The organism is Alsobacter sp. (assembly GCF_059501845.1).
In genome coordinates, this window is sequence record NZ_JCACDK010000009.1 from 11,371 (window position 1) to 23,498 (window position 12,128).

The window sequence follows — 12,128 nt, forward strand, 5'->3', positions numbered from 1 at the left end:
TGTCCACAGCATTCACACGCGGACGAGGGGTCTGATGGCGAAGTTCTGGCGGGTTGCTGCCGTCGCGGCGGTGCTCGTCGCGGCCGGAGCGCTGCTCGCCCCGGCGGTGCTGGAGCGGCATCAGACGACCGAGCAGGCGCCCAGGCAGGAAGGTCGCCGCCGCGGCGGAGCGGCAGGCGCGAACGATCCCGTCCCGATCCTCGCGGCCTTGGCGGCACGCGCCGACGTGCCCGTCACGATCGCCGCCGTCGGCACGGCAAAGCCGGCGCAGACCGTGACGATCCGTCCCCAGGTCGACGGGCAGATCGTCGAGATCCTGTTCCGCGAGGGCCAGGACGTGAAGAAGGGCGATGTTCTCGCCCGCATCGACCCCACGCTCTACCAGGCCACCCTCGACCAGGCACTGGCGAAGAAGGCGCAGGACGAAGCGCAGCTGGATAACGCCCGGCGTGACCTCGATCGCTATGTCCGCCTCGCCGAGACGAACGCGGCTACCCGCCAGCAGGCGGACACCCAGCGGGCCACGGTCGCACAGCTCGTCGCGCAGCTGAAGTCCGACCAGGCCGCGATCGACAGCGCGCGCGCCACCCTCGCCTACACCAGCGTCGTGGCGCCGTTCGACGGCCGGACCGGAATCCGCAACGTCGACGAAGGTACGCTGGTGCGCGCCTCCGATGCCACCGGGCTGGTCACGGTGTCGCAGATCCAGCCGATCTCCGTCGTCTTCAACGTGCCGCAGCAGGAGCTTTCCCGGATCGCCGCGGCGATGGCCAAGGGGGCGCTGCCCGCGCAGGCGATGGATGCGAACGACGAGAAGCCGGTCGACAGCGGCGTGCTGGAGGTGGTCGACAACCAGGTCGACCCGACGACCGGCACGGTGCGCCTCAAGGCCAACTTCCCTAATAGCGGGCTCGCGCTCTGGCCGGGCGCGTTCGTCAACGTCAAGCTCCTCGTGGAGACGCTGCAGGGCGTCGTCACGGTGCCGACCGCCTCCGTCCAGCGCGGACCCAAGGGACCGTTCGTGTACGTCGTGGGAGACGGCACCGTCTCCGTGCGTGAGGTGAAGATCGCCCAGCAGGACCAGACGCGCGCCGTGGTGACCGACGGGCTCAGGGAAGGCGAGCAGGTGGCCACGTCGAGCTTCGCCCGGCTGGCCGAGGGCACCAAGATCACCGTCTCCGATCCTGCCGCTCCGGCTACGCCGGGCGACACGCCCGCCGGCGCGCCGCACCGACGCCGCCCCGCCACGGGCGGCGAGGCTGCGTCCAGCGACCCGGCCGCGACCCGGCCGCGCGCCGATGCCGGCGGCCGGGGCGGGACTGCAACGCCGTGAGTGCGCCGCGCGCCGCCTCCTGGTCGGGGATCTCGGCGCTCTTCGTCCTGCGGCCCGTCGCCACCGCGCTCCTGGCCGTCGCGATCCTCATCGCCGGCATCATGGGCTACCGGGCGTTGCCGGTCTCGTCCCTGCCGCAGGTCGACTTTCCCACGATCCAGGTGACGACAAGGCTGCCGGGGGCAAATCCCGACACGATGGCCGCGCTCGTCACCGCGCCGCTGGAGCGCCAGCTCGGGCAGATCCCCTCCCTGACGTCGATGACGTCGGCCAGCGCCTTCGGCATCAGCCAGATCACGCTGCAGTTCGCGCTCGACCGTGACATCGACGGCGCGGCCCAGGACGTGCAGGCCGCCATCAGCGCCGCGGGCTCGACGCTGCCGAAGGACCTGCCCTCCCCGCCGATCTACGCCAAGATCAACCCGGCCGACGCGGCCATCGTCACCCTGGCGCTGACGTCCCGGACCTACTCCGTGCGCCAGCTCAGCGACTTCGCCGACACGCTGGTTTCGCAACGGCTGGCCGAGATCTCCGGCGTCGGCCGCGTCTCGGTGCAGGGCGGCGTGCGTCCCGCCGTGCGGGTCCAGGCCGATCTCAGCCGGCTTGCCGGCTACGGACTGGGCCTCGACGACGTCCGGCAGGCCGTTGTCGCCGCCAACGTCTCAGGCCCCAAGGGCTCTCTGGACGGGGCCCAGCAGTCCTATACCATCGCCGCCAACGACCAGATCGCGGATGTCGCCGCCTACCGCGGCATCGTCGTCGCCTACCGCAACGGCGCGCCGGTTTTGCTGTCCGATGTCGCCGACGTGGTCGAGGGGCTGGAGGACGCGCGCATCGCCGGCTGGTATCGCGGCGAACCCGCGGTGCTCCTCGATGTCCAGCGCCAGCCCGGCGCAAACGTCGTCGAGACCGTCGCGCGCGTGCTCGACGAGGTTCCGCGCCTGCGAAGGGGACTGCCGAGCGGCGTCGAGATCGAAGTCGTGCACGACCGGACCGGAACGATCCGGGCCTCGATCGAGCATGTTCAGCTGACGCTCGCCGTCAGCGTCGGGCTCGTCGTGCTGGTAGTGCTGCTTTTCCTTCGCAGCTGGCGGGCGACGATCATCGCGGGTGCCGCCCTGCCGCTGTCGCTCGTCGGCACCTTCGCGGTGATGTGGTACGCGGGCTTCAGCCTCGACAACCTCTCTTTGATGGCGCTGACCATCGGCACCGGCTTCGTCGTCGACGATGCGATCGTCATGATCGAGAACATCGTGCGTCACGTCGAGGACGGTGACCCGCCGCTCGAAGCGGCGCTCAAGGGGTCCCGCGAGATCGGCTTCACCGTCATCTCGCTGACCGTATCCCTGATCGCGGTGTTCATCCCGCTTCTGTTCATGACCGGCATCGTGGGGCGCATGTTCCGCGAGTTCGCGCTGACGCTGACCATTGCCGTCGTGGTCTCGGCCGTGGTCTCGCTCACGCTCACGCCGATGATGTGCGGGCGGATGCTGAAGGCGGCGCCGCGCCGCGAGGCGAAAGCGGCGCGCGAGCATTGGATCCTGCGCATCTATCGCCGCAGCCTTGAGGCCGTGCTGGACCGCGTGGGGTTGATGCTGCTGGTCATGGCCGCCACCCTGGGTGCGACGGCGTGGCTCTATGTGACCATGCCGAAGGGCTTCCTGCCGCTGCAGGACACCGGCCTGCTCTCCGCCATCACGCGGGCGGAACCGACCGTCGGGTTCGAGGCGCTCAAGGAGCGCCAGCAGCAGATGGCCGACCTCATCGCCCGCGACCCCGACGTGACAGGCGTAGGGTCGGTGCTGGGAACCGGGCCGCAGACGCTCTCGCCCAACACCGGCCGCCTGATCGTGACGCTGAAGCCGCGCGGTGAGCGGGACGCGTCCGCTTCCGAAGTCATCGCGCGCCTGCAACGAGAGGCTGCGACCCTCCCCGGCATCGACGTGACGTTCCAGACCGTCCAGGACGTGCAGATCTCGACCCGGTCGAGCCGCGCGCAATTCCAGTACGTGCTGACCGGCACCGACTCGGCCGAGGTCAATGGCTGGGCCGAGAAGCTGGCCGCGCGGCTGACGCGCGAGCCGGCCTTCGCCCAGGTCGCGACCGAGACGGAGCCGGGCGGGGGCCGGCTGTTCGTGAGGGTGAACCGCGAAAAGGCGGGCCGGCTGGGCGTCTCGGTGCAGGACGTCAGCGACACGCTGAACAGCGCCTTCGGCCAGCGGCAGATTTCGACCATCTACGCACAGGCCAACCAGTACCGGGTGATTCTGGAGGCGCAGGACCGCTATCGGGAGGATCCGAATTCGCTCCTGAAGCTGTTCCTGCCCGGGACAGGGGACGTCCAGGTCCCGATCGGCGCAGTCGCCGGGGTCGAGACGCTGACGGCACCGCTCGTCGTGTCGCGCGACGAGCAGTTCCCGGCCGCAACCATCAGCTTCAACGTCACGGAGGGGGGAGCGCTCGGCGACGCGGTGTCGGCGATCGCCCGGGCCGAGGCGGATATCGGCATGCCCGATACCGTCACCGGGCGGTTCTCCGGGGACGCGGCGGAATTCGCCTCGTCGCTCGAGGGGGAGCCCTGGCTGATCCTGGCTGCGATCGTGACCATCTACATCGTGCTGGGCGTGCTCTACGAGAGCGCCCTGCACCCGGTGACGATCCTCTCAACGCTTCCCTCGGCGGGCGTCGGCGCGCTGCTGGCGCTCGAGCTGACGGGCCATCCGCTGTCTGTCGTCGCGCTGATCGGCATCATCCTGCTGATGGGCATCGTGAAGAAGAACGCGATCATGATGATCGACTTTGCGTTGGAGGCCGAACGCAGCGGCGGCATGGATCCGCGCCGAGCCATCACCGAGGCGTCCGTCCTGCGCTTCCGGCCGATCATGATGACGACGCTGGCCGCCCTCTTCGGCGCGCTGCCGCTGGCGCTCGACGGCGGCCCGGGATCGGAGCTGCGCGTGCCGCTCGGCATCACCGTCGTCGGCGGACTGCTCCTCAGCCAGCTGATCACGCTCTACACCACGCCGGTGCTCTACCTCGTGCTGGAGCGGCTGCGCCGCCGGCGCGCGGCCGGGCCGGGCGGCCCCCTGACTGCCGAGGTCGCCGGTGACGCTGTCTGAGCCCTTCATCCGCCGCCCCATCGGGACGACGCTGCTCAGCCTCGGACTGCTGATCGTCGGCATCGTGGCCTACTTCCACCTGCCCGTCGCGAGCCTGCCCGCCGTCGACCTGCCCACCATCCGCGTCAGCGCCAGCCGGCCCGGCGCAGACCCGGAAACGATGGCGTCCACGATCGCGGCCCCGCTGGAGCGCCGCCTTGGCGAGATCGCGGGGGTGACGGAGATCACCTCGTCCAGCTCGCTGGGCAGCACCAGCATCGTCATCCAGTTCGACATCTCGCGCAGTGTCGACGGCGCGGCGAGAGACGTTCAGGCCGCCATCAACGCGGCGGTCTCGGACCTGCCGAGCGATCTCCCGACCCTTCCCACCTTCCGCAAGACGAACCCGGCCGCCGCGCCGATCATGATCCTGGCGCTGACCTCGGACACGATGACGGCCAGCGCCATCTTCGACGCCGCCGACAGCGTCGTCGCCCAGCGCATCGCGCAAGTGGAGGGGGTGGGCGAGGTCAGCGTCAGCGGGTCCGACCAACCGGCGGTGCGCGTGCGCGTCGATGCCGGGCGCCTCGCCGCGATGGGCACGAGCCTCGAGAATGTCCGCACCCTCGTCGCCGGCACCAACGCACTGGGCGCGGCCGGCGCCATCGACGGTCCATCCGGCTTCTACGCCATCGGGGTCAATGACCAGCTTCGCCGGGCGGAGCAGATCGGGAACCTGATCCTCAAGGCCGACGACAGCGGCGGCGCGGTGCGCCTGTCCAGTGTCGCCACGGTCGAGGACGGCACGCGCAACAGCCGCTCGGAGGCGTTTTTTAACGGCCGGCCTTCCGTGCTGCTGATTGTCACCAAGCAGGCCGATGCCAACGTCATCGAGACCACGGACCGGATCCGCGCCCTGCTGCCGACCCTGAAGCGATGGACCCCGGCCGGGCTCGACGTCGAGGTTCTCTCGGACCGTACCGAAACCATCCGCGCCAGCGTGCAGGACATGCAGATCACGCTCGGGGTGACGGCACTGCTGGTCATGGGCGTGGTGCTCGTCTTCCTGCGCCGGCTCATCCCGACGCTGGCGGCCGGCGCGACCGTGCCGCTTTCCCTGGCCGGCACCGCGGGGCTGATGTGGCTCTCCGGCTTCTCGGTGGACAACCTCTCGCTGATGGCGCTCGCAGTGGCGGTCGGGCTGGTCGTCGACGACGCGATCGTGGTCATCGAGAACATCGACCGGCGCCGCAAGGCCGGCGAGGACCCGTTCACAGCCGCCGTGCTGGGGGCGCGGCAGATCGGCTTCACGGTCGTCGCCATCTCCCTCTCGCTGATCGCGGCGCTGATCCCGCTCGTCTTCATGGGCGGCACGCTCGGGCTCTTCTTCCGCGAGTTTTCGCTGACGCTGGCCTTCGCCATTGCGGTCTCGACCGTGCTGGCGCTTACGCTGACGCCGATGCTGTGCGCCCGGATGCGGCCGCCGCGCAGCGAGCGGGGGCGCTTCGACCGGCTGGTCGAAGGCACGCTGGACGCGTCGGTCAGGCTTTATGCGCGCACGCTCGATCCCCTCCTGCGTGCCTGGGGCTGGGGCGTGCTCGCTTTGCTGTGCACGGTCGCGGCGACGGTGTTCCTCTTCATTCAAACGCCGAAGGGGTTCATTCCCGAGGGCGAGACGGGACTCCTGTTCGGGTTTACGGAGGCGTCGACCGATATCTCCTACCCCTCGATGTCTTCACTGCAGCATCAGGTGGCGGAAGCCATCCAGGCCGACCCCAACGTCGCCGGGGTGGGGTCTTCCATCGGCGGCTCGGGCTTCGGTGCCGCCGTCAACAATGGCCGCCTCTACGTCACCCTCAAGCCGCCATCCGAGCGGCCGGCCGTGCCTCTGGCCGTCGATGGCCTTCGCAAGCGGGTGGCCGGCATCCCCGGCGTGAGCACCTATCTCTTTCCCGTCCAGGATCTGCGCATGGGCGGCCGCAGCTCGCGTTCCGCCTACCAGCTGACGCTGTGGGGGCCGGATTTCACGGCATTGACCAGAGCCGGCCCGGTCGTGCTGGAGAAGTTGCAGGGGGTCCCGGGGCTCGCGGACGTCAACTCCGACCGCCAGAAGAACGGGCTCCAGGCGGATGTCAGCATCGAACGACTGACGGCAGCACGGCTCGGAGTGCGGATGGAGGATGTCGGGGCGGCATTGAACAACGCCTTCGCCCAACGGCAGATCTCGACCTATTACGGGCCACGCAACCAGTACAAGGTCGTGCTGGAGGTGGAGGAGAATGCGCGCCGCGACCCGGCTGACATCTCCCAGCTCCACGTTCCCGGCGCCAACGGCACGCAGGTGCCGCTGAGTGCCGTTGCGAAGGTGGAGAAAACGCTGGCGCCCCTATCGGTGAACCATCAGGGGCCGTTCCCGGCCATCACCCTTTCCTACAATCTCGCACCGGGCACGACGCTGTCGCAGGCTTCAGAGCGGATCGACAGGGCCATCGCCGAACTGCACCTGCCCGACTCGATCCGCGTTGAGGCGGCGGGCGACGCGAAGGCCTTCATCCAGTCTTCCGGCAACCAGGGGTGGCTGCTGCTTGCCGCCGTGGCGGCGGTCTACATCGTCCTCGGAGTGCTCTACGAGAGCCTCACGCAGCCGCTCACCATCCTGTCCACCATCCCCTCCGCCGGCCTCGGCGCGCTGCTTGCCCTGCAGGTCACGGGCAGCGAACTGACCCTGATCGCGATGATCGGACTGGTGCTCCTGATCGGGCTCGTGAAGAAGAACGGCATCATGCTCGTGGACTTCGCACTCGAGTGCGAGCGCCGGCTTGGGATGAGTCCGCGCGAGGCGATCCGTGAGGCGTGCCTGGAACGCTTCCGGCCTATCCTCATGACGACACTTGCCGCTCTGCTCGGCGCTTTGCCGCTGATCCTGGCGACGGGTCCCGGTGCCGAGCTGCGCCGCCCGCTGGGCATTACCATCGCGGGCGGCCTCATCGTGTCGCAGGCGCTGACGCTCTACACCACGCCGGCCATCTACCTGGCTTTTTACGCGCTCGGGCGGAGGCTGGGGCGGCTGCGCCGCCGTGCCCCGGCGGCGGTGCCAGCGGAATGACGGAAAGAGGGACGATCAGATCGTCGGCAGGTCGTTGATCGTGGAGACGAGGTAGCCCTTCTCGCGGATGCCCTGCTCGATCTCGTCGGGATCGACACCGACCTGCATCTCCGCGCCCGGGCCCATGTCGACCGTGCGCCAGTGCTTCCAGGGCTCGCCGTCCGGTGCCGGGAGATTTGCGCCGGTCTGGTCACAGGTGAAGCCGTACTCGGTGCTGCCGGGCGATTCGAACACGTGGACCTTCGTGACCTTGCCCGGGCCTTCGTCCTGCGCTCCGGACGCGTCTGCGTTCATGCCCTGCTGCTGCATCATTCTCTCCCGCTGCCAATGGATGGATGGCTCTGCCGTCGCAACTTCCGGGCCTCCGATGCGGTTCCGTTTGCGTCGGGAACGGCGTTCTCGGCGTTACGTTGGCAGTGCGGATGCGGCCGGTTTCTTGGCTCGCAAGGCACAGGAGAGGCTCATGGGTGACGACAAGGCTGCCGCGGACGCGATCGAGCACCGCCCGGGCGACATGCCGGCGCCATCGCCCGGGCAGGGCGGCTTGGGCCGTCAGCCGGCACCGGGACCGCATGCGGACCCGGCACTGACGGATCATGACAAGACGCCGGGAACGGGCGCGCTGCCCGACCCCGGCGCTGCAGCCAATCAGAACGAAGCCGACCCCGGTTCCGGCTGAGGCGGTGTCGCCATGCGGGATTCCCGATCGGCGTCGTCGCCCATCAGGCCGAAGCCGGGCGCCGGCACCTGCGGTGCCTCGGGGCCGGCATCTTCGCCGGAGGTATCCGCGTCGCTATCCGCTCCCATCGGAGCGGTCAGCCCCAACTCGGCGAGCTTGGCGTGAATGTCTCCGACGCCCCGGCGCATCGTCATCGCAATGACGGGCACGGGGACCTTTTCGAGCGCCAGCTCGCGCAGATGATGCACCGATTCGAGCGACCAGTTTTCGCCCATGGCGTCGTCCTCCTTGTTGTGCCGTGCGGAACGGCGGGATGACGCGGCAGCTGCCGCCCGGTTCCGCTGCGGCCCGGACATCACGTCACGGGAATGAGGCGCTGGGCGGGCGCTCCGGTTTCGCAGGCGCGCCCCCTTGAAAAGCGCGCGGCAGCGTAGATTGTGGCCGGGCGGTTCCGAGACGGGCCGTCCCGGACCCGCAGCATGACCCTCGACATCGCGTCACGCGTCTACAACCACACCTTCCACATCGACCCGGTGGTGCGGACGCTGCTCGACAACGACTTCTACAAGCTCCTGATGCAGCAGATGATCCGGGCCCTGCATCCGACCGTGCGCGTGACGTTTTCCGTCATCAACCGCAGCAGCAGGGTGCGCCTCGCCGAGATGATCGACGAACGCGAGCTGCGCGAGCAGCTGGACCATGCACGCACTGTTCGGTTGCAGAAGAACGAGCTGATCTGGCTTGCCGGCAACACATTCTACGGCGTGCGCCAGATCTTCTCGCCCGATTATCTCGCCTGGCTCGCCGAGTTCCGGCTGCCGGACTACGACCTGCGCGTCGTCGACGGGCAGTTCGAGCTGAGCTTCGAGGGCCCGTGGTGCGAGACGACCGCCTGGGAGATCCCGGCGCTGTCGATCCTGAACGAGCTGCGCGCCCGTGCTGTCATGCGGCCGATGAGCCGGCTGGAACTCGACATCCTCTACGCGCAGGCCAAGGCGAAGGCCTGGCGCAAGGCGCAGCGGCTGAACGCACTGCGCGACGAGGGCCCGTTCAAGATCGCCGACTTCGGCACCCGCCGCCGTCACGGATTCCTGTGGCAGCGCTGGTGCGTGGAGGCCATGAAGGACGCCCTCGGGCCGGACTTCATCGGCACCTCCAACGTGAAGATGGCGATGGATCTCGGACTCGAGGCCATCGGCACGAATGCTCACGAGCTGCCCATGGCCTATGCCGCCATGGCCGACAGCGACGAGGCGCTGCGCCGGGCTCCCTACGCCGTGCTGGAGGACTGGGCGCAGCTCTACGGCGGTAACCTGCTGGTCGTGCTGCCCGACACCTACGGCACGACGCGCTTCTTGGCCGGCGCGCCCGACTGGGTGGCGAAGTGGAAGGGCGCGCGGCCGGATTCCAAGCCGACGCTGGAAGCGTCCGAGGAGCTGATCGCCTGGTGGAAGAGCCGCGGCGAGGATCCGCGCGAGAAGCTGATCATCCTCTCCGACGGCATGGACGTGGACACGATCGAGGAGGCCGTGCGCCGGTTCACCGGCCGGGTGAACCTGTCCTTCGGCTGGGGCACCAACCTCACCAATGATTTCCGGGGCTGCATCCCGGCCGGAGACGACGGACGGCTCGACGCCATCTCGCTCGTCTGCAAGGTAACCGAGGTGAACGGCCGCCCTGCCGTCAAGCTGTCCGACAACCGCGCCAAGGCGTCCGGCCCGCGTGAGGCGATCGAGCGGTATCGGCGCGTCTTCGGCGAGGAGGGTGTCGTGGCGCGCGACGTGCGGGTGTGACGTACTTGCCTAGGTTAGATCATGAGACTATATAATAGGTCGTTATACATCGATCATATATTTTTCTCACAATGCAAATTCTTTCGCTCGTATTCTTCGTGTTGGTTGGAAATCTGATTCTGTATTGCGTGCGCAGTTTCGTATACTATCTGGCTGCCACTCGCACAAAGAGATCTGATTATATGTCGAGTTACTGGTGGCGATACGATAAGCAAGATAGAAACGATTTGTTCATACTACAGATTCTATTTAAAATTCCAATATTTTTTCTTATGGTTTACTTCTTCTTTGATTTCGTACTTTGAATTCTTGATTGGTGCGCGCAGATCTTCCGAGCTTCCGCAAGCGCTCGATCAGACGCACGCTCCTAAGGAACCCGCGATGCCCCTGCCCGGTTGATCGCCCGCCGCAAGGGCGGCTGAGCGAGACCGGACATGGCCACGACCGACGCGACCACCGATCCCAGCCTGCCGAAAGCCGCCGCGCAGCCGGCGCCCCACGCCACGATCGAGCCAAAGGCGATCCCGACGCTGCATCATCCCGAGGCGGAAGGCTTCTATACGGAAGCCATTCGGGAGCTGACGGCGACCGGTTTCCCCTTCCTGCTCGCCGGGACCTACGCGCTCAGCGCCTACACGGGCATCAGCCGTCCGACGAAGGACCTCGACGTCTTCTGCAAGGCGGGGGACTACCAGCGCATTCTCGCGCACTTCCAGTCGCTCGGCTACGCGGTGGAGATCGAGGATGAGCGCTGGCTGGGCAAGGTCTACAAGGGCCAGCACTTCTTCGACGTCATCTTCGCCTCGTCCAACGGGACGATGCCGATCGGCGACACATGGTTCGAGCACGCCAGGCGCAGCGAGGCGATGGGGCACTCGGTGCTCATCGTCGGGCCGACCGAGCTGGTCTACTCCAAATGCTTCATCCAGCTGCGCCACCGCTATGACGGCGCGGACGTGGTGCACACGATCCTGAAGGCGCACGACCAGATCGACTGGCACCAGCTGCTCGCCTACATGGAGCTGCACTGGGAGGTGCTGCTCACCCACCTCCTCAACTTCCGCTGGATCTATCCCACCGAGCGCGACCGCGTTCCGCGCTGGCTTATGGACGAGCTGCTCGATCGGCTCTCGAGCCAGCGCGAGTTGCCGCCGCCGCAGATGAAGGTGTGCCGCGGGCGCATGTTCTCGCGCATCGACTACGACATCGACGTGCGCGAATGGGGCTTCGCGGACGTCGGCGGCGAGGGCGAGTGGCGCAATGAGTGACGGCGGCGAGCGCATCCGGATCGCCGCCATAGGCGACCTGCATGCCAAGGAAGGCGCACCCGGGCAGCACCGTGACCTCTTCGCGGAGGTGTCGCGGGACGCCGACGTGCTGGTGCTGACGGGCGACCTCACCGACCTCGGCAAGCCGCGCGAAGCGGAGATCCTGGCCGAGGACCTGCGCGCCTGCTCGATCCCGGTCATCGCCGTGCTCGGCAACCACGACTACGAATGCGGCGCCGTCGAGCACGTCTCCGCCATCCTGCGCGACCGCGGCGTGATGCTGCTGGAAGGGCAGACAACCGAAGTGAAGGGCGTCGGCTTCGTCGGGGTGAAGGGCTTCGGCGGCGGCTTCGGGCGGCGCATGCTGGGCTCGTTCGGCGAGCCGGCCGTGAAGAGTTTCGTCGGCGAGGCTACGCAGTCGGCCATGCTGCTGGAGAACGCCCTGCGGCAGGTTCGCAGCCGCCGGGCCATGGTGATCCTCCACTACGCGCCGGTCGAGGCGACGGTGGTGGGCGAGCCGCTGGAGATCTATCCCTTCCTCGGCTGCTCGCGCCTCGCCGAGACGATCGACCGCTTCAAGGTCGGCGCCGTCGTGCACGGCCACGCTCATCGCGGCACCTTCGAAGGCGCCACGCCGGCGGGGATCCCCGTCTACAACGTCGCCTACGCTATCGAGAAGCCCACGGGAAAGCCCTGGGCCATCGTCGAGTTGTAGGTCGATACATGCCTCGTCATCCCGGCCGCAGCGAAGCGGAGAGCCGGGATCCAGGCTCTCCGTCCGTCGTGGTCCTTGATCCCGGGTCGGCACCGCTTCGCGCCGCGGCGCGCCCGGGATGACACGCACACCTTCT

At 68.1% G+C, this 12,128-nt stretch carries 9 protein-coding genes; 7 read left to right on the forward strand and 2 right to left on the reverse strand.

Annotated elements, in window-relative coordinates; translation table 11 throughout:
• The first annotated feature begins 34 nt into the window (after positions 1-34).
• Genes AC5JCN_RS07045 through AC5JCN_RS07055 form a run of 3 tightly spaced genes read left to right on the forward strand, consistent with a single transcriptional unit; the run spans position 35 to position 7,537 of the window.
• Complete coding sequence (locus tag AC5JCN_RS07045; RefSeq protein ID WP_495754327.1) at positions 35-1,333, forward strand: efflux RND transporter periplasmic adaptor subunit; 1,299 nt, start codon at positions 35-37, stop codon at positions 1,331-1,333.
• On the forward strand, positions 1,330-4,452 hold the full coding sequence (locus AC5JCN_RS07050) for an efflux RND transporter permease subunit (RefSeq protein ID WP_495754328.1): 3,123 nt from the start codon (positions 1,330-1,332) through the stop codon (positions 4,450-4,452). Before AC5JCN_RS07045 ends, AC5JCN_RS07050 begins: the two co-directional genes overlap by 4 nt.
• A complete protein-coding gene (locus AC5JCN_RS07055; protein ID WP_495754329.1) occupies positions 4,439-7,537 on the forward strand; it encodes an efflux RND transporter permease subunit in 3,099 nt (1,032 codons plus the stop codon). The genes AC5JCN_RS07050 and AC5JCN_RS07055 overlap by 14 nt, the downstream gene beginning before the upstream one ends.
• A gap of 15 nt (positions 7,538-7,552) precedes the next feature.
• Here the strand turns inward: AC5JCN_RS07055 and AC5JCN_RS07060 are convergent, their stop codons facing one another.
• Positions 7,553-7,846: a hypothetical protein gene (locus AC5JCN_RS07060; RefSeq protein ID WP_495754330.1), complete on the reverse strand. Its 294-nt coding sequence runs from the start codon at positions 7,844-7,846 to the stop codon at positions 7,553-7,555.
• Positions 7,847-8,000: 154 nt separating this feature from the next.
• Between AC5JCN_RS07060 and AC5JCN_RS07065 the strand changes: the two genes are divergently transcribed.
• Entirely contained in the window at positions 8,001-8,216 is a 216-nt protein-coding gene (locus tag AC5JCN_RS07065; protein WP_495754331.1) for a hypothetical protein, read from the forward strand.
• Here AC5JCN_RS07065 and AC5JCN_RS07070 read toward each other — a convergent pair.
• Complete coding sequence (locus AC5JCN_RS07070) at positions 8,186-8,491, reverse strand: hypothetical protein (protein ID WP_495754332.1); 306 nt, start codon at positions 8,489-8,491, stop codon at positions 8,186-8,188. The two genes, AC5JCN_RS07065 and AC5JCN_RS07070, sit on opposite strands and share 31 nt — an antisense overlap.
• A 204-nt stretch (positions 8,492-8,695) precedes the next feature.
• Here AC5JCN_RS07070 and AC5JCN_RS07075 point away from each other — a divergent pair, with 204 nt between their 5' ends.
• From AC5JCN_RS07075 to AC5JCN_RS07085, 3 genes are all read left to right on the forward strand, one after another.
• A complete protein-coding gene (locus tag AC5JCN_RS07075; RefSeq protein ID WP_495754333.1) occupies positions 8,696-10,009 on the forward strand; it encodes a nicotinate phosphoribosyltransferase in 1,314 nt (437 codons plus the stop codon).
• A 434-nt stretch (positions 10,010-10,443) separates the two neighbouring features.
• The gene (locus AC5JCN_RS07080; protein ID WP_495754334.1) at positions 10,444-11,277 is read left to right on the forward strand and encodes a nucleotidyltransferase family protein; all 834 of its coding nucleotides are present in this window, start codon (positions 10,444-10,446) and stop codon (positions 11,275-11,277) included.
• Positions 11,270-11,992, forward strand: coding sequence for a metallophosphoesterase family protein (locus AC5JCN_RS07085; protein WP_495754335.1), 723 nt, complete (start codon positions 11,270-11,272; stop codon positions 11,990-11,992). The genes AC5JCN_RS07080 and AC5JCN_RS07085 overlap by 8 nt, the downstream gene beginning before the upstream one ends.
• The last annotated feature ends 136 nt before the right edge of the window (positions 11,993-12,128 follow it).